The following is a 20,721-nucleotide window of genomic DNA, read 5'->3' on the forward strand; positions in this document are numbered from 1 at the left end:
GGGTAGGGGCCTCACCGCAATTCCTCCATAACCTTTTCGCGAAACACCTCTGCCGGCGTCCTCCATCCCAGGCACTTGCGGGGCGTGTTGTTGAGACGGTCGCAAATCTTTTTCATGTCGTGATCTTTCATCGATCTAATGTCACGCGTGCGGGGCAGCCATCTTCGAAGACGTCGATTTGTGTTCTCGACAACTCCTTTCTGCCAGGGTGAAGATGGGTCACAAAACCAGGTTTGCGTGCCGATTTCAGCCTGCAGATGTGGCCAGCTAACGAACTCGGTGCCGCGATCAAAGGTAATCGATTTCCGAGCTGCTAAAGGGAGATCTCGGATAGCGTCCATTATCTTTCCCATTACCGGCTTTGTTCGCTTGTTCGGGTTCTTCAGGATGACGGTGAAGCGGCTGACCCGCTCAATTAATGACGTCACATTTGACTGCCCAAGCATTTGCTTGAACAGCATCAAATCGGCCTCCCAATGGCCGAACTGGCGCCGGTGTGCCACATCATCAGGTCGAAACAGGATGCTGACGTCACGATGGAATTTCGACTTCTGACGCTTGCGGGCTCGCCTTGGCCTACGGGCTGCACGATGGGTTGGCAGATACCACCAGAGCTCCTTTGCCATGCCTCCTTGGAATAGATGTAGCGATAGATGGTTTCCTGACAGACGCGCAGTTTCGCACCTTCAAAGATCATTCGGTTGCCGATCTGCTCGGGCGTCCAACCTTCCTTGATCTGCGCAACCACGGTCTTACGCAGGTCGGGATGCCTGATCAGCTTTCGCTGCACGGATCTGCGTTTGTCCGTCTGCAATTGAGCAGCATGGCCGAAGTGGCCAGCGTATTTCTTCGGGAATGCATCATCGGCCCAGAAATTGCGCTTAATCTCTCGAAAGATCGTCGACTTGTGGCGATTCAAGACACGTGCCATCTCTCTGACGGGCACTTTTGCGTGCCACCATTTCTCGATTTTTCGACGTTCCGACAACGATAGTTGCGAATACACGGCTCCCATGCCATGATCTCCTATTAGATAACTCATTGTTTTCTAATAGGAGTCACACTTCAGGGTAGCGCGCTCCCTCCTACACATATGTTGCAACCAAGTAGAAATGTCACTCGGTGTGCAAAGCAGAAGTGTCACCACAGGGCGAGACGTGAGCAAAGCCTGACAGGGCGGAGACCTCAAATATCGCAGCCCTGGCTGGCTTTGCGGTTACAGCGTTTCTCGGTGACCACCTATCGTTGCTTTTGGAATTCTGCCGTCTGATTTGAAGCCCACATTTGTTTGAGTTACCTTCCAAGACAGGCGGCGTAGCGCATGGCGATCAGGGTAAGCGCTATGGTGGTAATTGTCCGGAATGTTGCCCTGACAAATGGCAACCGGGAGCTTTGGTGGGTTCGAAACCCTCTACGCCGCCGCTTTCAGGAAACAAATTCGGTTTGTCACTTAGAAGCTTTTGCCTCAGCAGCTCGTTCAGCGCGCCGTCGCTCGTAGTAAGCTTCCATCTTCGAAGGCCGACCGGGTGAGCGTCGGCCTGTCTTCTTGTAGCCATTCCTGGCGCTCTCGGGTTTGACCTTCGGCGGCGGCATGGCTTTTTCCTGCTCTGCCTTGATGTGGGCGAGAACGGCGCTGAGATGCTTGTTATCGGTGATCGCCGCGTGGGCCACGCGCTGCTGGTGTGGATCGAAGACGCTGTGGGGCAGGGCCACGCCTTTGGCACGCACCTGAATGCGCCCGTCTGGCATCTCGTAGACATCCACATATTTGCCGACGAGACCGCGCGTTAGATCATTGACCTCCAGCCGGATGCGCTTGCGGTCGTACTTCAGCGTCAAATCCTTGGTGACATAGCGCTTGTCACGCAGGCAGAAGACCTCGGCGAGGCGATTTGGTTCGATGTTAAGGGTGCGATGCAGGTTGTCTGGCTTGGCCGGAGCCTTTGCAAACTTGGCGTTGTAGCGTTCGACGAAGCTTGCAAGGAACGCGTTGCCATCTTCCATATTAGAGATGTTGGCGATCCGTAGCTCTTTGACCAGTCGGTCTTGTAGCGTGCGGTTTGCCCGCTCGACGCGGCCTTTGGCTTGGGAGGAACTGGCGCAGATGATCTCGATGTTCAGCTCTGCTAAGGCGCGCCCAAACTGGGTCATGCCGGTCATGTGTTCATTGGGTTTTGGAACCCTGAACACGGTGTGCTTGTCGCTGTAAAACGCGACGGGGCGGCCATGCTTCAGCAGATAGCTTTCCAGAGCTTCAAAGTAACTGAAGGTGCTCTCGGATTTTACGAAGCGTAATTCCATCAACGTACTCGTGGCGTCGTCGATGAAGACGAGCAGGGTGCAAGAATCGCCACGATCCTCAAACCAGCGATGATCGGAGCCGTCGATCTGGATCAACTCGCCAAAGCATTCCCGGCGCAGACGCGGCTGGTGGAATGTCCTGCGCTGTTTGCGTGACAACCAGATGCCATCTTCCTGCATCCATTTGCGAACGGTCTCGCGGGAGACTTTGAAGCCGTGATGTTCGGCCAGCATCTCAGCTGCCAAGGTCGGGCCAAAGTCGGCATAGCTCTCTTTGATCAAGCTCAGCGCATAGTCGCGCTTGGCGTGAAGAATGCGGTTGTTCGGGGGCTTGCCACGCGCCTTGTGCCGGATCGCCGATGCTCCATCCTGACGATACCGCTTCAACAACCGGAAAATCTGCCGCCGTGTTAAGTCCAACATGTTCGCTGCAGTGTCGACACTCAGCCGTCCGTCATCGACCTGCGCCAGAACCTCCACGCGGTTCAACTCGCGCTCGCTCATAATCACCCATCCCATGCCTGCTCACCCTCAATGGTATTTGAGGGCAGAGTGACATTCCTGAATTGCAGATGGGTGACATTTTAGCTTTGCTGCTACACACATATGGTTCTGTTAATCTATCTTATGTTTGCCGTGTGAGCGAAGCGGCTGTTTTCCAAACTTGCTTCATATCTAGCCGCCTTTAGCGTTGATTGTGTCGCTAAAATTTCATTTGCCACTTCGTTCTTGAGTTTCCGGGGGCAGCTTTCATCGTGTTTCGAATTTGGGCCAGTTTTTGCTGGACTTTGTTCCCCACGCAAGCGTCACTGCTTTTGCTTAGAAGCTTAGTCACCCGCCCGGCATTCCGGGCTTGGGTCAGTACGGAGCGAGGACGCTCCGCAGACCTGATGGAGACATAGATGAGCAATCCAACAACAACGGCCGCTGGGGGCAAAAAGGCCTCCATCCCAAACACCAAAGGACGGGTCGGGCAATCCCGATCAGTTGCCGGGAGCAAAAGCTGCACTTTGAAAGCGCTGATGTCGCGTAGAAATGGTGCAACCATATCGCAGCTTCAGAACAAGTTGGATTGGCAGCCGCATACGATACGGGCAGCGATATCACGGCTGAGGAAGGCGGGCGTGACCATTGATCTTGACCGCTCCGGAAAGTCCCCACGCTACCGCATCATCTCACATGGGTCACACCAATGAGCGCAGCGGGAGATCAATTGGACGTCTCACAAATTGAACAATTGGAGGCCGCGGAGCTTCGCAGCCTTTGGAAACAGCTCAAAGGCGTTCATCCCCCGAAGACATTCACAGCGCGCCTGATGCGGGTGGCGCTGGCCTGGGAGGTGCAGGTCAGGCAGTCTGGGGGAGAATCAACCAAGGTGCGACGTGGGTGGCGAAAGGCCACCAGAGACCGGAGTAAGCGCAGTGGCGAAATCCCGTTAGGCATTACGGCTGTTTCCGACCCGACTGAGGGCACGCGCATCCTGAAGAAATGGGGCGGAACCACGCACGAGGTTTTTGTCGCCGAGAAGGGCGTGATGTGGAAGGGAGACAGCTATTCGTCCTTGTCCGCCGTAGCGCGCGCGATGACAGGCACCAACCGGAACGGTCCAAAGTTCTTCGGTCTTCGGGGCGGCACTAAGTCATGATCCGCCAGCGCTGCGCCATATATACCCGCAAGTCGACAGAGGAGGGGCTTGATCAGGACTTCAACTCACTGGATGCGCAACGCGAGGCTTGCGCGGCGTACATTCTTAGTCAGAAGCACGAAGGCTGGGCGGAACTTTCAGATTGTTATGACGATGGAGGGTATTCTGGGGGATCGATGGAGCGCCCCGGTCTGCAGCAACTTCTGAACCACGTCCGCAACGGCCGCATCGACATCATCGTTGTTTACAAAGTGGATCGGCTGACACGATCCCTGAGTGACTTTGCCAGGATGGTGGACACCTTCGATAGGGCAGGGGTGTCTTTCGTTTCGGTCACGCAGGCCTTTAACACCACGTCTTCCATGGGGCGACTGACTTTGAACGTGTTGTTGTCATTCGCACAGTTCGAACGGGAAGTGACGGCGGAACGCATCAGGGACAAAATTGCCGCATCGAAACAAAAGGGCATGTGGATGGGGGGATCTGTACCATTTGGATATGAAGCCGTTGACAAAGCCTTGGCGGTCAATGAGGCCGAAGCGACCCTGGTGCGAACCATATACGCCGAATACCTGGCCGCTGGCTGCGTTTGCAAACTGTCGGTCCGGTTAAGAGAGTTGAACATCCGTAGCAGACGATGGGTTGATCGCCATGGACGCAACAAAGGCGGTAAGATTTTCTCGCAAGGCGCCCTCTACTACATGCTTCGCAACCCGATCTACATTGGAAAGACACGGCACAAGAACGAGGTTCATGAAGGGCTTCACGCGGCAATCATCGATGACGCGATATGGCAATCTGTGCAGGTGCAACTGACAAAACAGGGTGGTCGGGAAACCAGAGCCAAACGCCGCCGCTCCGATCGGGTTTTGAATGACCTTTTGTTTGATTCTGCGGATCGGAAAATGGGTTCCACCTATGCCAGCAAATCCGTCACCCGGGATGGTGTTCAGCAGACAAAACGCTACTGGTACTACGCTTCAACCAAGTCACAGCCAGATGATGACATTTCAGTTGAGCGTCTGCCTGCGACAGAGATCGAGCGCGTTGTTCTTTCGGCTCTTTCCGACAAGCTCTCTGACCACGTTTGGATTGCTGATCACGTTAGAGCGCAGGGTGCGGATGCTGTACTTGTGGCCGACGTTCTTCGAGCCGCCAATACTTTGAACCAATCTGATCACGGACACGGCGAAGCCAATGCTAATCAAGACCTGCTATCGCTGATCGCCCGTGTAACGGTGCTCCAGGATAGGCTGCAGGTTTCGATGAACCTGGCATCGATGCTGGGGAACGAAAACACCCGTGAACCCGTCCCCGCCAGCTTCGAAATTCCGTTCGAGCGGCGACAGAATGGTCGCGCAAAGCCGATCGTGATCGCTCCGCACAATACAGCGAACCCGGACCCGGAACTCATTTCCCTGGTGGCTGACGCACGTCGATGGGCACAAGAACTCATGGATGGAACGGTTTCTTCCATCAAGCAAATCACCGATCGGGAAGGTCTACGAAATGGTGTGGTCAGTCGCATCTTGCCGCTCGCCTGGCTTGCACCGGATATTTCGACGGCCATTCTTGCAGGGCGCCAACCAGCGCATCTTACGGCAAAGGCGCTTCGTGACCTTACTGAGTTGCCACTGGACTGGGAAAAACAGCGTGAGGTTCTCGGGTTTCAACAGATCCGAAACCACCGATAGGTTTCAAGACCTCACGCTAACCTGGCCCGCTGAGACTTTCTCCGAAAACACCCGCAAAATGCTCTGATCAGAGCTCAATCTTGAGGTCTCTGGTGCCTCGAGTGCTTGTAACTCATTGAAATTAAAGCGCTACTGGTTACGCCTTCAAAAGCTCAGGTTCGAGAGAGAGAAAGTGGTGGGCGACCCTGGAATCGAACCAGGCGTGCGTCTCCGCGAGGGAGTTACAGTCCCCTGCCACACCTTGCGGCCTGTCGCCCACTTTCCATGGCCTTGCGGCCTCGGTGTGAGGCGCTGATTACTGCGCCTGATCGGGGGCGTCAACAAGAAAATCTCTTGCAGGGAACCGCGAAGCAGCGCATTGGTGGTTCCCTGAGAAAATGCGGAAATCAGAGCGATGAAAAAGCCTAAATGGGTTGTCGAAAAAGAACAGGCCAAGCGCAAGGCCGGGGCTGAAACCGTCTGGCTGTTTGGCCTGCATGCGGTGCGGGATGCGTTGATGAACCCGGCGCGCGAAAAGCTGCGGTTGGTGGTGACCAAGAACGCTGCCGACAAACTGGCCGAGGCGATTGAGGCTTCGGGAATTGCGCCGGAAATGACCGACCCGCGCAAATTCAGCGTGCCAATTGATCCACAATCGGTGCATCAGGGCGCGGCGCTGGAAGTGAAACCCCTGCACTGGGGCGACCTCTCGCAGCGCGCGATTGCCGATGATGACCGCCCACAACGTCTGGTTCTGCTGGACCGCGTGACCGACCCCCACAACGTCGGCGCAATCCTGCGCTCGGCCGAAGTATTCGGTGCTCTGGCCGTGATTGGCACCCGTCACCACTCGGCGCCTGAAACCGGCGCGCTTGCCAAAACCGCGAGCGGCGCGCTTGAGCGCCAGCCCTACCTGCGTTTGCGCAACCTTGCCGATGCCATCACGGAACTTCAGGCCATGGGATACCTTGTTCTCGGCATGGACGGTGAAGCGGATCAAAGCATCGATCAGGCGCTTGAGGGCAAACGCGACCTGCCCGTCGCGTTGGTACTGGGGGCAGAGGGGCCGGGTTTGCGCCAAAAGACCAAGGATACCTGCGACGCGCTGGTCAGAATCGACTTTGCCAGCGATTTTGGCTCACTCAATGTGTCCAATGCCGCCGCGGTTGCGCTTTACGCCTCATTGCCGCGCTAGGGCTCAATCTTTTCAGAAATACTCTCGACTGAGGCTCCAAAACCCGACGCGCGCGCCTACATACATCAGAACGCGCAATCCGACCGGAGCAGACCCATTCCTCACGCGACCAAAATAGCCACTTGTTGTTACTGCGGAACCCGCGCTGCCCTGGTTCTGAAAGGGCAGGATCGCCACGAGCTGGCCTGTTCCTCATGCGGAGCGCCCTTGCATGAGCTGAAGCAAATGCCGACCGCAAAGGCCGCGGTACGCGAAACCGTGCGGGTCGTTGAAAAGACGGTTTACCGGGACCGTAAGCCCAAAAAGCGCAAACAAAAGAAGCGCAAGAGCTGGTCCAGGAAGTTCAAGGACGAGCTGTTTGACGTGATCGAAGATATTTTCGACTAGATGGGCAAATTTCCGCCGGCGTTTAACGTGATGTTCACAGGTTCTTGAGACCCTCTTTTTTAACGCGGATGAGACCCTATCTTGATTATCAGAAGAGGCAGAAACGGAACTTTTGTCTCTCTCTTCACTGTCCCTCGTTCCGAAACTATAGCGCCCAAGGTCACTTGGGCGCTTTTTTCTTGCGCAATGGCAGGTTAGCTTGCGGCATGGATTATTCGGATGACTTCTTAGAAACAGTGTTGCGGCGCACAAAATGCGTGGCAGTGGTGGGTGTATCGATGAACCCGGTGCGCCCCAGTTATTATGTGGCGCGGTATCTGGGCCTAAAAGGGTATCGTGTGATTCCGGTCAATCCGGGCCATGCGGGTAAAATGCTGTTTGGTGAAACCGTGCGCGCCAGCCTCTCCGAGATCGAAGCTCCGGTTGATATGGTGGATATCTTTCGCCGCTCCGAGGCGGTGCCGCCAATCGTTGACGAGGCGCTGGAGGCCTTTCCCGATCTCAAAACCATATGGATGCAGATCGGCGTCGAACACCCCGGGGCCGCTGCCAAGGCCGAGGCGCGTGGTGTGGACGTCATCATGGACCGGTGTCCCAAGATTGAATACCAGCGCTTGTTTGGAGAGCTGCGCATGGGTGGATTTGCCACCGGGGTCATTTCGTCGAAACTCTGAAGGGCAGGGGCGCTGCCCCTCTTGGCCGTAAACGGCCAATTCACCCCGGGATATTTTTGGCCAAAAGAAGCCGGATCAGGGGGCTGTGCGGGCGGCTTTTTCGGCAATGCCACTGGTGCCCTGACGGCGGTCCAGCTCGGCCAGTACGTCGTCCAGTGTCACACCGCGCGATTGCAACATCACCAACAGGTGAAACAGGACGTCGGCGCTTTCCGAGATCAACCCCTCGCGATTGTCTTTCACCGCCTCGATGATGGCCTCGATAGCTTCTTCGCCGAACTTTTCGGCGCATTTCTCGGGACCCTTGGCCAGGAGTTTGGCCGTCCAGCTCGACTCGGGGTCTGCCTTGGCGCGTTCGGCAATTGTTGCGGCCAGATCGTTCAGCGTGTTCATTGCAGCCTCATCGGAATGCCAGCATCGACCATGTGCTGTTTGGCTTCCTGAATGGTGTATTCACCAAAGTGGAAGATCGACGCTGCCAGCACCGCGCTGGCGCCGCCTTTGGTCACACCATCGACGAGGTGATCCAGCGTGCCGACGCCCCCCGAGGCGATCACGGGCACATTCACGGCGTCTGAAATGGCTTTGGTCAGGGGCAGGTTAAAGCCAGCCTTGGTGCCGTCACGGTCCATCGAGGTCAGCAGGATTTCTCCGGCGCCTTTCTCGACCACCAGTTTGGCAAATTCCACGGCGTCGATACCGGTGGCCTTGCGGCCGCCGTGGGTGAAGATTTCCCATTTGCCGGGGGACACGGTTTTTGCATCGATAGCAACGACAATGCACTGGCTGCCAAACTGCGCCGCTGCCTCGGCCACGACGTCCGGGTTGGCAACAGCGGCAGAGTTGAACGACACCTTGTCGGCGCCAGCGAGCAACAGTCGGCGCACATCCTGCACCGTGCGCACCCCGCCGCCAACGGTCAGCGGCACAAAACACTGCTCTGCGCAGCGCTGCACCATGTCGATCATCACGCCGCGATTGTCATGGGTGGCGTGGATGTCGAGGAAGCAAATCTCATCCGCTCCGGCGGCATCATAGGCACGTGCTGCTTCCACGGGATCGCCTGCGTCGCGCAGACCAACAAAGTTAACGCCCTTGACCACACGGCCATCGGCAACATCGAGACAGGGGATGAGACGGGTTTTCAGCATGAGCGTTTTATGAGCCTTTTTGAGGCAGGGGGGAAGGGGCTTTGCCCCTCTTGGCCCCAGAACAAGTCTGGTTCCAATTCACCCCAGAGTATTTTTGGCAAGATGAAGATCAGACCTTCATGAGATCGAGGGCTTCTTTCAGGTCAATCGCGCCGTCATAGAGTGCGCGGCCCGAGATGGCGCCGTTCAGCGGGGCTCCGCAGCTCTTGAGGTTGCGCAGGTCCTCCAGCGAGGACACGCCTCCGCTGGCAATCACCGGAATCGACACGGCGTTGGCGAGAGCGGCCGTGGCCTCGACGTTCGGTCCCTGCATGGCGCCGTCACGGTTGATGTCGGTGTAGATGATCGCGGCCACGCCTGCGTCCTCAAAGGACTTGGCGAGGTCGGTGACCATGACGTTGGTTTCTTCGGCCCAGCCTTTCGTCGCGACCCTGCCATTGCGGGCGTCGATGCCCACGGCGACCTTATCAGGGAATTCGCGGGCCGCTTCACGCACAAGATCAGGATTTTCCACGGCCACGGTGCCAAGGATCACACGGGCCAGCCCCTTGTCGATCCAGCGCGCGATGGTGGCCATGTCGCGGATGCCACCGCCCAACTGCGCGGGTACCTTTGTCTGCTTGAGGATTTCTTCGACCGGCGCGGCATTCACCGGCTCTCCGGCAAAGGCACCATTGAGGTCGACCAGATGTAGCCATTCACATCCCGCGTTGACGAACTCCAGCGCCTGTGCGGCAGGGTTTTCGTTGAACACGGTTTCCTTGTCCATATCGCCATGCACCAGGCGCACGGCGTTTCCGTCTTTGAGGTCGATGGCGGGATAGAGGATCATGTCAGGCACCCTGATAAGCTGGTTTTCGCGCGCGGTTTGGCATGGGTTCGCCCGAAATGCAATGTGACCTCAAGTCAAGGTTGATCGGAATCGGGGGCTGGCCCACACTTGGGTCAACAGATTGGGAGGATGACCATGAAAAAGATGATTTTGGCAGCGGGTTTCGCTGTATTGGGCACGATGGCCTTGGCGGATCCGGTTCACGGGACCTGGAAAACCACACCGGATGACAATGGCAACTTCGGTCATATCAATGTTACCGCCTGTGGCGCCAAGATCTGCGGAACGCTGGTCAAGTCTTTTGGCCCCGATGGAAAACCGCTGGAGTCGCCGAACAATGGCAAAAAGATCATCTGGGACATGGAGAACGAGGGTGGAGGCAACTATGGCGGCGGCAAAGTCTGGTCGCCGGACCGCGACAAGACATACAAATCAAAGATGGTGCTCAAGGGCAATTCGCTGGGCGTAAAGGGCTGCGTTCTGGGCATCTGCCGCGATGGCGGCAAGTGGAGCCGCGTCAACTAGAGCAGACCCATCTGCACCGGGATCACCGCATATCCCTTTTTGAGATCGAGCGCCTTCAGGCGCTCGACTTCGTTCTGGGCTTCGGTCAGCGCCGCAAGATAGGTGCGCTCTTTTTGCGGCGCTTCGTCCATGCGGCCCCATTCACGCTCGAGGCACCAGTCACCAAACAGCGTCTGGCTGACGCGCAGCACGTGATAACGCTTTTCGCGTTTGACGTGGTTGAACTTTTCCAGACGGATATGCACGAGCGCCCCTGTTTTTCTTCAGAGCGTCAGATATGCACAAGCCCGCACCCGCCGTCCAGCGGATGCGAACGAGGGTTTCGTCGCTGTGTCGTGGCAACAACGCCGCTCAGACGGCGCCTGTGTATTCACCGCGGGCGGGGTAGTTATTGGCAATGGCGAAATCCAACGCGCCAACCAGTTCCGAGAAATGCGGGCGCACAAACGGCATGGTTTGGACTGACCCGTAATAGAGGGTCTGTTCGGGGGTTACCATGAACAGGCCGGGCTCGGAAAACAGTGCTGGTTCTTCGATCCCGATCGAGGTTTTGCCGCGCGAGGTCGAGATGTAGAGACCCCATTCCTTTGCCACATCCAAAGGCAAATCATAGCCAAACCGCAGCGCCTTGGCCTCGATCTTATCAGCCATGGCCTGTGTGCGGTCCTGACCGTCCGAGCTCACGGCAATACAGGTGACGCCGCGTTCGGCAAAATCAGCCACGCGCTTTTCCAGCTCTTTCAGATAGTTGGCACAGATCGGGCAGTGCAAGCCACGATAGAAACAGATCACTGTGCCACGCTCGGATGTTTCCGCGGACAGATCAAAGCGGCTGCCGTCCAAGGTCGGCAGCGTCAGGTTCGGGGTCTTCTGGCGGGGAATCAGCATAGGGGGTGTCCTTTTGATGTCTTGCTTTCAGATCCAGAATGTCAGATGTTTAGGTTTGATAAATCTGAAAAACCATACTCAAACACCGATATTGCCCATGGACCGCCTGACCACCCTCGTCGAACGCTTTCATCTCACGGTTCAGGCGGCCGCCCTGCCTCAGGCCAATCTGATCGCGCTGGCAGGCCCCGATGGCGCGCCCGAAAAAGTGGTGTTTCAGACACATGGCGCCTGCGACACAACCCGGGCCGACGAGGTCCTCTTTGCAGCGCGCGTAGCCTGGAGCGGTCAGACGAACCCCTTGATGGCGGCCCTGCCCGATGTTGTCGAGATGACCCTCACGGATCACGCCGACACCCTGTCGCTGGTCCTTTTGATGCAGCAAGAGGTCGAAGGGCGCCGGTGTGGGGCGCAATCTGTGGTGAACCGGCTGGGAGAGGCGCTGATCGTGCGGCTTTTGCGCCTCCAGATCGAGCGTGGCACAACCAAAGTCGGGCTGTTGGCCGGAATGGCTGACCCGCGTCTCAGCCGCGCCATCGTGTCGATCCACGACCACCCGGACAAAGCCTGGAGCAATGCCGACCTGGCGGCGATCGCAGGCCTGTCGCTGTCCCGCTTCAGCGAGCTGTTCACGCAAACCGTCGGAGAGACTCCCATGGGCTATCTGCGCCGCTGGCGCCTGATCCTGGCCCGTCAGGATGTGGCACGCGGTGATCGGGTGGATGCCGTGGCGCGCCGCTATGGCTATGGCTCCGCCGAAAGCTTCACCCGCGCCTTCCGACGTGCCTATGGGCAAGCCCCCACAGCTTTGCGAACCGCCTGATCTTCTTTTGGCCAGAAATATCCCGGGGTGAATTGCGCCCTTGGGCGCAAGAGGGGCAGGGCCCCCCAAATCGCTAGGGGGACCAGCGTAAAAAGTTGCCGATCATGCGCAGCCCCACATGCTGGCTTTTCTCCGGGTGGAATTGCATGCCCAACATGGTGTCGCGCCCGATGATTGCGGTGACATCGCCACCATAGTTTACATGGGCAATCCGGTCCTCGGGGTTTTGGACATGGAACTGATAGGAGTGCACGAAATAGGTGTGATCGCCCGTCGCGACTCCCTCCAGAACCGGGTGGGCGCGCTCCACGATCAGGTCGTTCCAGCCCATGTGCGGCACCTTCAGCGCTTTGTCCTCGGGTGTGATCCGCTCCACATCACCCGCAACCCAGCCAAGGCCAGCGGTTTCTTCGTACTCATGGCCTGTCGTTGCCATCAGTTGCATGCCGACACAGATGCCCAGAAATGGACGGCCGTTTGTTTCGACCGCCTCAACCATGGCATCATAGATGCCCTTGTGACCGCGCAATTCGGCGGCACATGCCGGAAAGGCACCGTCACCCGGCAGGACCAACCGATCCGCGCGGGCCACAACATCAGCGTCCGAGGTCACCACAACCTCGCCGCCGTCCACCTCGCGCGCCATACGCTGGAATGCTTTTTCGGCCGAGTGCAGGTTGCCGCTCTCGTAGTCAATGATGGCCGTCAGCATGTCTTTTACAACGCCCCTTTGGTCGAAGGAATCGCATCCGCCTTGCGGGGATCGGTTTCAACTGCCTCGCGCAGGGCGCGCGCCACCGCTTTGAACGTGGCTTCGGCAATGTGGTGGCTGTTGAATCCGTGGATCTGGTCCACGTGCAGCGTGATGCCGCCGTGGGTGCTGAACGCCTGAAAAAACTCGCGCACCAACTCGGTGTCAAATGTGCCGATCTTGTCCGTTGGCATTTCGACGTTCCAGATCAGGTAGGGACGTGCGGACAGGTCCAGGGCGGCACGCACCTGCGCATCATCCATCGGCAGGTGGCAGGCGGCGTAGCGGCGAATGCCCTTCTTGTCGCCAAGCGCCTGCGTCAGCGCCTGGCCCAGAGCGATGCCCACGTCTTCGACCGTGTGGTGGTCGTCGATATGATAATCGCCCTTGGCGCGTACCGTCATATCGATCAGCGAATGGCGCGACAGCTGGTCCAGCATGTGATCGAAAAAACCGACACCGGTCTGGTTGTCATAAATGCCACTGCCGTCGAGGGTGATCTCGACAGTGATTTCGGTTTCCGCGGTGGTGCGGGCGACGCTTGCGCTGCGCATGGAACTGTCCTTTGTCTGCGGTTCGCTGGTCTTATAGGGGTGGGCGCGCCCAAGGCCAAGACGCACGTTTCGGGATTGTGGAAGGTGCGCCAATTGTGTCAGCTTAAGCACAAACATCCATGAGGCCCGACATGACCACCTGTGTATTCATCCAGATCCGTTGCCGTCCCGGCACCACCTACCGCGTGGCCGAAGAGATTGCGCTCAAGGAAATCCACTCGGAATTGTTTTCGACCAGTGGTGACTACGACTTGCTGATGAAACTCTACATCCCCGGCGATGCCGATGTCGGTAAATACATCAACGAGAATCTCTTGGGGATCGACGGAATCGAGCGATCCTTGACCACGTTGACCTTCAAGGCCTTCTAAGGCCGTAAACGCCTAAAAAAGCACCACATATTCCGGTTTTCGCCTGTGTTTTGGCGCGAATCTGACATTTGTTAGCGCTAAAAGGTCGCTATTGGTCGCAATAGTATCGTTTCTGTTTCCGAAAACACGCGGCTGATCCTCCCACACTGCATGAAATGTGTGATCAGGGAGGAAACACATGTCTATCAAACCACCTTTTACGGAACTTCAGATCCGTAAAGCCGGCGGCGGATTCTATCAGGGCAACAGCGTCGAGATTGCACTCTTGTCCAAGGGTATAATGGTCGCGCTGGTTCTGTGGGCGCTGATCTGGCCGGCCAATGCAAATGGCACGCTGGGCAGTCTGAACAGCCAGTTGCTCAATATCTTCAACCAGTTCTACATTCTGATTGTGGGCTTTTTCGCGTTCTTCCTGTTTGTTATTGCCGTGCTGCCGAAAACCGGATCACAGCTCATGGGCAAACCCGGAGAAAAGCCCGAGTTTTCCAACTTTTCCTGGTTCTCGATGATGTTTGGGGCCGGTCTGGGTGTCGGTCTGATGGTGTTTGCCACTGCCGAACCGCTGAGCCTCTGGGGGTCCAACCCCGTGGTGGTTGCCGGTGAAGTTGCCGGGAACACCGAGGCCGCCGTGCAATCGGCCTATCGTTACACGTTTGCGCACTATGGTTTCCATGCCTGGGCGATCTACGTGGTCACTGGCCTCAGCCTTGCCTATTACGCCTACACGCGCGATATGCCGCTCACCATCCGTTCTGCACTGACGCCATTGTTCGGTCCGCTGATGAACGGCTTTCTGGGCCATGTTGTCGATGTTCTGGGTGTTGTTGCCACCATTCTGGGGGTTTCGGTCACGATCGGGTTTGGCGTGAGCCAGTTCATCGATGGTGTTTATGCGATCACTGGGGTTGAGTGGATCATGAACTCGGCCGGTGACGTGCCGGTGCCCAGCAAGGTCGGTCTGGTCTCAGGGTTGATCGTGATTATGGGGCTGTCGATCCTTTCGGCCGTGTCCGGTGTGGGGCGTGGGGTGAAGTACCTGTCGAACCTGAACCTCGTGCTGTCGTTGATCCTGTTGACGACTTTCGTGATCTTTGGCTCTTTCGCCTTTGCCATGAGCACCTATGGCTCCGCATTCATCGACTACATCCTCAACTTTGTGTCGCTCAGCTTTGGTGCCTACGGTCCGCAGGATGCTGCCGCATTTGCTGCTGCACTGCCCGAGGCGGCCAAACCGCTGGCCGATGACCTGATTGGCGGCGCAACCAACGCATGGGGTGCCTGGGGTGGTTCTGATGGGTTCGAGACCTTCAAATCCGGTCTCAAAGGAGCCGCTGCCGAGTTGGACGATGCCACGCTGGCAGCAGTCTACGAGGCAGGCAACGCTCAGCGCCAGTTCGGCTGGCAGGCTGGCTGGACCACGTTCTACTGGGCCTGGTGGATTGCCTTCTCACCTTTCGTGGGTCTGTTCCTGGCGCGGATTTCCAAAGGTCGCACCGTGCGCGAATTCATCGTTGGCTGTGTCTTTGCACCGGCACTCGTGTGTTTTGCCTGGATGACCATTCTGGGTGGCACGGCGATTGATCTGGAACTGACCGGAAGCGCCGCGGGTGCCATCACCGGCGCCTCACAGACCAACCAGTTGTTCGCTACGCTGGCCCAAATGATCGATGGCGGGTTGTTGTCGGGACTGACCATCATGTGCGTGGTTCTGATCATGACCTTCCTTGTTACCTCGGCAGACTCGGGCATTCTGGTGATGAACACCATCATGTCCGGCGGCGAGCAGGAAACCGGCATCAAGCACCGTATCGTCTGGGGTCTGATCCTGACGGCAGTGATTGGGACCTTGATCCTGGCAGCGGGCGAGAACAATCCAATGGATGCGTTGAAAAATGCCATGATCATTGGTGCTTTGCCGTTCACCATGGTGATGGGCCTCATGTGCGTCGCACTTGCCAAGGCGCTTTATCGTGATGGCAAGAGAAACAAGATCACCGCTGCTGAGTAAGCAGATCTAAAAAACAAGAAAACCGGGCGGTTCAGGCCGCCCGGTTCTCGTTTGTACAGGTGGTATTGAATTGTGCGCCTTCGGCGCGCTGGATATCTCGCCACCGGGCCTTTGGCCCGTTGTCTCGGGATTGCCTCTGGCGGGAGGATTTCCCACACCGGTGACACATCGGTCAGATTTGGTTTGACCCGTTGATCCAGACGTCCGCAATCGCACGATCATCCCCCATCATTATGGTCGGAAAGAGCGCCTCCCAAAGGTCGTCGGCGCGTGCGGTGCGCTGGGCGATATCGGGGGTCGAGGCCAGGTCGAGGACCACAAGGTCAGCCTCGAGCCCCGGCGTCAGGTTGCCGATCTTGTTCTCCATATGCAGTGCCGCGGCAGAGCCTGCAGTCGCCAGCCAGATCAGTTGGGCGGCATGCAGCGAGGTGTGGCGCAGGTGCGCGACTTCGTAAGCTGCGGCCATGGTGCGCAGCATCGAAAAGCTTGATCCGCCGCCGGTGTCCGTGGCGAGACCGACGCGCTGGCCCTCGGCCATCAGCCCGCCCATGTCGAACAGCCCCGACCCGATAAAGGTGTTCGAGGTGGGGCAGTGGATCAACCCCGCGCCCACCTCTTTCAGTCGCGCGCGTTCGCGGTCTTGCAGGTGAATGGCGTGGCCATAGAGGCCCTTTTCCCCCAGAAGGCCGAACATTTCATAGGTATCCAGATAGTCCCGCGCCTCGGGGTAGAGGCCGAGCACCCAATCAATTTCGTCGGTCTGTTCACTGAGGTGGGTTTGCATCAGACATTCTGGATGCTCGGTCCAGAGATCACCCAGGGCACGAAGTTGCTCGGGCGTCGATGTGGGCGAGAATCGTGGTGTGATGGCATAGCTCAACCGGTCCAGACCGTGCCACTTGCCAATCAGGGCCTTGCTGTCGTCATAGGCGGATTGTGCCGTGTCACGCAGCCCGCCCGGAGCGTTGCGGTCCATGCAGGTTTTGCCGGCGACGACGCGCTGGTTGCGCATCTGGGCTTCATTGAAAAAGGCATCCACCGACTCGGGGTGAATGGTGCAATAGCTGACCATGGTCGTGACGCCATGACTGCGAGTCAGGTTAAAGTAGAGCTTTGCAATATCAGCGGCATAGTCGGCGTCGTGAAAGCGCATTTCCTCTGGGAAGGTGTAGCTGTTCAGCCAGTCGATCAACCGCTTGCCCCAGCTGGCAATGATGCCGGTCTGCGGGTAATGCACATGGGCGTCGACAAAGCCTGCGGTGATCAGCTTTTCGCCATAGTCCACAGTTTTTGTCTGCGGGTGCTGCTGTTTCAGCTCGTCGCGGTCCCCCACCGCGAGAATTTTTCCGCCACCGACGAGAACGCCACCACGCCGATGATGGATCACGGCTTCGTCCAGAGGCAGGTCAAAAGGGTTTGCGGCAAACCCAAGTGTCTGTCCCAGCAAAAGAACCTGTTCGCTCATCTCTGTCTCCTGCCTGCGCCTATGCCGAACCTTGCGGCACTCAGGCTATAGGGGAACAAGGCTGCCCCCGAAATGGCCCGTGTGCAATAGGTCCTGTTGGACTTTCAATAAAATCCGGGCTTGCCCTCGTCAGAGGTGCATGTGCTGTGAAAATAAGCCCCGCGTGCGTCGCTTTCCGTTGAGTTTCGCCCGGATTTTCCCCTATGGTCCGCGACAAGCGGCAAGGAGGGTGCGTCATGAGTCAGGAATTCGATCAGATCCCCCCCGAAACCGATATCGAGGAAGATGCCTATCTGCTTGATCCCAAAGCGGTCACGGCCATTCTGTTTGCGGTCGATCGTGGGGACCAAAACGGGCTGACAGCCCTGATGGATCCGTTGCACCCGGCTGATATTGCTGACCTTCTCGAGCAGATCAATGCCTTTGACCGACGCCGATTGATCGAGCTTTACGACCGCGAGTTTGATGGCGACATCCTGTCGGAACTCGACGAAAGCGTGCGGGAAGAGATCATTTCGCTTCTGAAACCGGACGTTCTGGCCGAGGCGGTGCGGGACCTGGAATCCGATGACGTTGTAGACCTGGTCGAGGATCTGGATGAGCCGCAGCAAGAGGCGATCCTTGACGCTCTTGAGGATGCAGATCGCGTCGCTGTGGAGCAGGCGCTGGCCTATCCGGAAGAGTCCGCTGGCCGCCTGATGCAGCGCGAAACGGCCTGGGCGCCAGAGCACTGGAACGTGGGCCAATGCATTGATTACCTTAGAGAAGCCGAGGAACTCCCCGAACAATTCTACCACGTAATCCTGGTCGATCCCAAAATGCGGCCGATCGGAAACGTCACGCTGGGACGTATCATGTCGTCGCGCCGGGAGGTGCCTCTTAGGGATATTCTGGAAGAGGTCTTTCAGATTATCCCGGTCCACCAGGACGAAGAGGACGTGGCCTATGCCTTTAACCAGTATCACCTGATCTCGGCGCCGGTGGTGGATGAGAATGATCGGCTGGTGGGTGTCATCACCATCGACGATGCGATGGCGGTGCTGGATGAAGAGCACGAGGAAGACATCCTGCGCCTTGCGGGCGTCGGGGAAAGCTCGTTGACGGACACCGTGTCTGCCACGGCGCGGCAACGTTTTCCATGGTTGGGCGTGAACCTGTTGACGGCGATTCTGGCCTCGGGGGTGATCGCGATCTTCGAAGGGACGATTGAAAAATTCGTTGCATTAGCGGTACTTATGCCAATCGTGGCCTCGATGGGCGGCAATGCGGGGACCCAGTCTCTGACCGTGGCGGTGCGCGCCATTGCGACCAAAGATCTGACCGGCGCGAACGTCTGGCGGGTGATCCGACGCGAGGTTTTGACAGGGCTTCTCAACGGGGTGGCCTTTGCCGTGATCATGGGCGGAGTGGGGGTGTTGTGGTTCGGCTCGTTGGATCTGGGCTATATCATTGCTGCCGCTATGGTGATCAATCTGGTCGTTGCCGGACTGGCGGGGACCGTTGTGCCGATTGTTATGGACAAGGTGGGTGTTGACCCGGCTCTGGCCTCGGGGACCTTCGTGACGACGGTCACGGATGTCATCGGGTTCTTTGCCTTTCTCGGACTGGCGGCGTTGGTGCTAACATAATGAAAAATATAGATTTATCTGAGGTCAAAGCCGCCGCGCGCAAGGCCGCATTTGCCCGGCGCAAGGCCGCGTTTGAGGTGGTGGGGCCGGGGCAGGCGGGGTTTTTGTCCGAGGTGCTGGCGGGCTATCGCGGTGTGCCCTTGGCGGGGTACATGCCGATCCGCACCGAGATCAATCCGCTGGCTGCCATGGCCGAGGCGGCGGCCTATGGACCGGTAGGGGTGCCGGTTATCCAGGGGGCTGGCCTGCCGCTGGAGTTTTCCAGATGGGAGCCAGACGGGCCGTTGAAAGAAGGCCCGTTTGGCGCGCAAGTGCCTGAAATAGATGATTATTTTGACCCCGAAATCCTGATCGTGCCGCTGGTCGCCTTTGACATGCAGGGGGGGCGTTTGGGCTATGGCGGCGGGTTCTACGACCGCACGCTGGAACGGCTGCGGGCGCGGCGCGCCACGCTGGCCATCGGCTTTGCCTTTGATGCGCAAGAGGCCGAGGACCTGCCGCTGGAGCCGACGGATCAGCCGCTCGACATGATCGTCACGGAAAGCGGCATTCGCAGCTTCTGAGCGCGAAATGACCATCTTGTACACCTTTTTTCGGGGCACTTAACCAAGTTGTACAACATGGTTATGGAGGAAAACCTTACCTTATTGCGGTGTTTTCTGCCTTAGGCCTCGGGGATCAGCACAAAGTTTCCGACGTGGGTTTTTTTCATGAACTCGGTCTGGGCAGCGGCGATCTCGTGTAGGGGGAACGTCCGGGCCAGAAGCGGGCGAATCTCGCCCCGCTCGATGTAACCGATCAGGTTCGCAAAGACAGGTTCGTCCCATGCGGTGCAACCGATCAGGGTGATGTCCTTGAGGTAAAGGTTGCGCATGTCCATTTCGACGATTGGCCCGCCAATGGCCCCGGAAGAGGCATATTTGCCGCCGCGTTTGAGGAGTTCGAGCATCGGGGGAAAGCCGTCTCCGGCGACATTGTCGATCACCACGTCGACGCTTTCTTTGCCGAGGTCGCTGACCAGATTGGTGCCGCGTTCCAGCACCACATCGGCGCCAAGCTCGCGGACCTGATCCATTTTGCTGGCCCCTGCGATGGCGATGACGCGGGCACCGCGGCGTTTGACCAGTTGGACCGTGGCCGAGCCGACACCGCCCGAGGCGCCGGTGATCAGGACAGTATCCCCACGTTTGACGCCCGCGCGGTGCACCATGTTTTCCGAGGTCGCATAGGCGCAAGGGATGGTGGCCAATTCGGCGTCTGACCAGTCGCAGGTCACCGCCATGGCCTCGGAGGCGGGTACGACGACATATTGCGCAAAGGCGCCGTCAAAGTCCGAGGCCATCCAGATGTTGTCCATGGTGTCGTAGCCATCAAGCCGCATGCAGGCGCGGACCAGCACGCGTTCGCCGATGCGGGTCTCGGACACACCCGGGCCAACCTCGGCGACATGACCGCAGCAGTCGGTGCCCTGGATAAAGGGAAAGGGGGTTTCCTCGTTCCAGCCGCCGTCGCTGGCCTCTACATCCTGCGTGTCTTCGGTGGCGCCTGTCACGCTGGAAGAGTACCAGCCGAGCCGCGTGTTGATCTCGGTATTGTTGACGCCGGCGGCGGCGACTTTCAGCAGGACCTGACCGGGGCCGGGGGTGGGGATCGGCACATCCCGGTAACTCAGCATATCGACGCCGCCATTGCCGAGGGTGACGACCGCCTTCATGGTTCGCGAACCGGGGGTGATGGCAAAGCGGTTGGGGTCTTTGTTGAACTGCATGGGGGCTCCGGCAGGCAAGGGCATTTTGCGCAGCGTTCCCGATTTTTGCGCAACGGTGCAAGGCATTTCGAAATGCCTTGGC

The 20,721-nt window shown here is 58.0% G+C and carries 22 protein-coding genes, 1 tRNA gene and 1 pseudogene; 12 read left to right on the forward strand and 12 right to left on the reverse strand.

Annotated elements, in window-relative coordinates:
- Positions 1 to 11: 11 nt before the first annotated feature.
- Together EK369_RS15630 and EK369_RS15635 are read right to left on the reverse strand one after the other, a co-directional pair.
- Positions 12 to 1,015: pseudogene (locus EK369_RS15630) on the reverse strand (IS30 family transposase).
- A gap of 431 nt (positions 1,016 to 1,446) precedes the next feature.
- Positions 1,447 to 2,820, reverse strand: a complete 1,374-nt coding sequence (locus EK369_RS15635) for an ISNCY family transposase (protein ID WP_127115200.1) — start codon at positions 2,818 to 2,820, stop codon at positions 1,447 to 1,449.
- Positions 2,821 to 3,203: 383 nt separating this feature from the next.
- On the opposite strand from EK369_RS15635, the gene EK369_RS22375 reads away from it, so the two are divergent.
- The 3 genes from EK369_RS22375 to EK369_RS15650 are packed head-to-tail and all read left to right on the forward strand — an operon-like array spanning position 3,204 to position 5,640.
- Complete coding sequence (locus EK369_RS22375; protein ID WP_127115201.1) at positions 3,204 to 3,497, forward strand: DUF3489 domain-containing protein; 294 nt, start codon at positions 3,204 to 3,206, stop codon at positions 3,495 to 3,497.
- Positions 3,494 to 3,946 (forward strand): DUF2924 domain-containing protein, encoded by a 453-nt coding sequence (locus EK369_RS15645; RefSeq protein WP_127115202.1) that lies wholly within the window; start codon positions 3,494 to 3,496, stop codon positions 3,944 to 3,946. The genes EK369_RS22375 and EK369_RS15645 overlap by 4 nt, the downstream gene beginning before the upstream one ends.
- Complete coding sequence (locus EK369_RS15650) at positions 3,943 to 5,640, forward strand: recombinase family protein (RefSeq protein WP_127115203.1); 1,698 nt, start codon at positions 3,943 to 3,945, stop codon at positions 5,638 to 5,640. Before EK369_RS15645 ends, EK369_RS15650 begins: the two co-directional genes overlap by 4 nt.
- Positions 5,641 to 5,813: 173 nt before the next feature.
- Here the strand turns inward: EK369_RS15650 and EK369_RS21835 are convergent.
- Positions 5,814 to 5,897: transfer RNA gene (locus tag EK369_RS21835), tRNA-Tyr, on the reverse strand.
- A 137-nt stretch (positions 5,898 to 6,034) separates the two neighbouring features.
- Between EK369_RS21835 and rlmB the strand changes: the two genes are divergently transcribed.
- From rlmB to EK369_RS15665, 3 genes are all read left to right on the forward strand, one after another.
- Positions 6,035 to 6,814: a 23S rRNA (guanosine(2251)-2'-O)-methyltransferase RlmB gene (rlmB, locus tag EK369_RS15655; protein ID WP_127115204.1), complete on the forward strand. Its 780-nt coding sequence runs from the start codon at positions 6,035 to 6,037 to the stop codon at positions 6,812 to 6,814.
- Between the two features lie 96 nt (positions 6,815 to 6,910).
- Positions 6,911 to 7,201 carry a hypothetical protein gene (locus tag EK369_RS22710; RefSeq protein ID WP_127115205.1) on the forward strand — a complete coding sequence of 97 codons (291 nt, stop codon included), beginning with the start codon at positions 6,911 to 6,913 and terminating at the stop codon, positions 7,199 to 7,201.
- 206 nt (positions 7,202 to 7,407) lie between these two features.
- Positions 7,408 to 7,875 (forward strand): CoA-binding protein, encoded by a 468-nt coding sequence (locus tag EK369_RS15665; protein WP_127115206.1) that lies wholly within the window; start codon positions 7,408 to 7,410, stop codon positions 7,873 to 7,875.
- Between the two features lie 75 nt (positions 7,876 to 7,950).
- On the opposite strand, the gene EK369_RS15670 is transcribed toward EK369_RS15665, so the two are convergent.
- The 3 genes from EK369_RS15670 to hisA all read right to left on the reverse strand — a co-directional run bounded on the left by EK369_RS15670 (position 7,951) and on the right by hisA (position 9,858).
- On the reverse strand, positions 7,951 to 8,268 hold the full coding sequence (locus EK369_RS15670) for a phosphoribosyl-ATP diphosphatase (RefSeq protein ID WP_127115207.1): 318 nt from the start codon (positions 8,266 to 8,268) through the stop codon (positions 7,951 to 7,953).
- Entirely contained in the window at positions 8,265 to 9,026 is a 762-nt protein-coding gene (hisF, locus tag EK369_RS15675; RefSeq protein ID WP_127115208.1) for an imidazole glycerol phosphate synthase subunit HisF, read from the reverse strand. Before hisF ends, EK369_RS15670 begins: the two co-directional genes overlap by 4 nt.
- 109 nt (positions 9,027 to 9,135) lie before the next feature.
- A complete protein-coding gene (gene hisA, locus EK369_RS15680) occupies positions 9,136 to 9,858 on the reverse strand; it encodes a 1-(5-phosphoribosyl)-5-[(5-phosphoribosylamino)methylideneamino]imidazole-4-carboxamide isomerase (protein ID WP_127115209.1) in 723 nt (240 codons plus the stop codon).
- 135 nt (positions 9,859 to 9,993) lie between these two features.
- Between hisA and EK369_RS15685 the strand changes: the two genes are divergently transcribed.
- Positions 9,994 to 10,383 carry a DUF2147 domain-containing protein gene (locus EK369_RS15685; RefSeq protein WP_127115210.1) on the forward strand — a complete coding sequence of 130 codons (390 nt, stop codon included), beginning with the start codon at positions 9,994 to 9,996 and terminating at the stop codon, positions 10,381 to 10,383.
- Here EK369_RS15685 and EK369_RS15690 read toward each other — a convergent pair.
- Together EK369_RS15690 and EK369_RS15695 are read right to left on the reverse strand one after the other, a co-directional pair.
- Positions 10,380 to 10,628: a WGR domain-containing protein gene (locus EK369_RS15690; protein ID WP_127115211.1), complete on the reverse strand. Its 249-nt coding sequence runs from the start codon at positions 10,626 to 10,628 to the stop codon at positions 10,380 to 10,382. The two genes, EK369_RS15685 and EK369_RS15690, sit on opposite strands and share 4 nt — an antisense overlap.
- 106 nt (positions 10,629 to 10,734) lie before the next feature.
- Entirely contained in the window at positions 10,735 to 11,271 is a 537-nt protein-coding gene (locus EK369_RS15695) for a peroxiredoxin-like family protein (RefSeq protein WP_127115212.1), read from the reverse strand.
- 97 nt (positions 11,272 to 11,368) lie between these two features.
- Here EK369_RS15695 and EK369_RS15700 point away from each other — a divergent pair, with 97 nt between their 5' ends.
- A complete protein-coding gene (locus tag EK369_RS15700) occupies positions 11,369 to 12,094 on the forward strand; it encodes an AraC family transcriptional regulator (protein WP_127115213.1) in 726 nt (241 codons plus the stop codon).
- A 73-nt stretch (positions 12,095 to 12,167) separates the two neighbouring features.
- On the opposite strand, the gene hisH is transcribed toward EK369_RS15700, so the two are convergent.
- Both hisH and hisB read right to left on the reverse strand, forming a co-directional pair.
- Positions 12,168 to 12,806: an imidazole glycerol phosphate synthase subunit HisH gene (gene hisH / locus EK369_RS15705; RefSeq protein ID WP_127115214.1), complete on the reverse strand. Its 639-nt coding sequence runs from the start codon at positions 12,804 to 12,806 to the stop codon at positions 12,168 to 12,170.
- Between the two features lie 5 nt (positions 12,807 to 12,811).
- Positions 12,812 to 13,399, reverse strand: coding sequence for an imidazoleglycerol-phosphate dehydratase HisB (gene hisB, locus EK369_RS15710; RefSeq protein WP_127115215.1), 588 nt, complete (start codon positions 13,397 to 13,399; stop codon positions 12,812 to 12,814).
- Between the two features lie 131 nt (positions 13,400 to 13,530).
- Here hisB and EK369_RS15715 point away from each other — a divergent pair, with 131 nt between their 5' ends.
- Positions 13,531 to 13,770: an Lrp/AsnC ligand binding domain-containing protein gene (locus tag EK369_RS15715; RefSeq protein WP_127115216.1), complete on the forward strand. Its 240-nt coding sequence runs from the start codon at positions 13,531 to 13,533 to the stop codon at positions 13,768 to 13,770.
- Positions 13,771 to 13,948: 178 nt separating this feature from the next.
- A complete protein-coding gene (locus EK369_RS15720; protein ID WP_127115217.1) occupies positions 13,949 to 15,778 on the forward strand; it encodes a BCCT family transporter in 1,830 nt (609 codons plus the stop codon).
- Positions 15,779 to 15,950: 172 nt separating this feature from the next.
- Here EK369_RS15720 and guaD read toward each other — a convergent pair whose 3' ends face one another.
- The gene (gene guaD, locus EK369_RS15725) at positions 15,951 to 17,243 is read right to left on the reverse strand and encodes a guanine deaminase (protein ID WP_127115218.1); all 1,293 of its coding nucleotides are present in this window, start codon (positions 17,241 to 17,243) and stop codon (positions 15,951 to 15,953) included.
- Between the two features lie 236 nt (positions 17,244 to 17,479).
- Here guaD and mgtE point away from each other — a divergent pair, with 236 nt between their 5' ends.
- Together mgtE and EK369_RS15735 are read left to right on the forward strand one after the other, a co-directional pair.
- Positions 17,480 to 18,871, forward strand: coding sequence for a magnesium transporter (gene mgtE / locus EK369_RS15730; RefSeq protein WP_127115219.1), 1,392 nt, complete (start codon positions 17,480 to 17,482; stop codon positions 18,869 to 18,871).
- Positions 18,871 to 19,434 carry a 5-formyltetrahydrofolate cyclo-ligase gene (locus EK369_RS15735; RefSeq protein WP_127115220.1) on the forward strand — a complete coding sequence of 188 codons (564 nt, stop codon included), beginning with the start codon at positions 18,871 to 18,873 and terminating at the stop codon, positions 19,432 to 19,434. The genes mgtE and EK369_RS15735 overlap by 1 nt, the downstream gene beginning before the upstream one ends.
- 101 nt (positions 19,435 to 19,535) lie before the next feature.
- Here the strand turns inward: EK369_RS15735 and EK369_RS15740 are convergent, their stop codons facing one another.
- Positions 19,536 to 20,639 (reverse strand): alcohol dehydrogenase family protein, encoded by a 1,104-nt coding sequence (locus EK369_RS15740; protein WP_235871446.1) that lies wholly within the window; start codon positions 20,637 to 20,639, stop codon positions 19,536 to 19,538.
- Positions 20,640 to 20,721 lie beyond the last annotated feature (82 nt).

Origin of the sequence: Shimia sediminis (genome assembly GCF_003990645.1) — a bacterium.
Classification (GTDB): Bacteria; Pseudomonadota; Alphaproteobacteria; order Rhodobacterales; family Rhodobacteraceae; genus Shimia; species Shimia sediminis.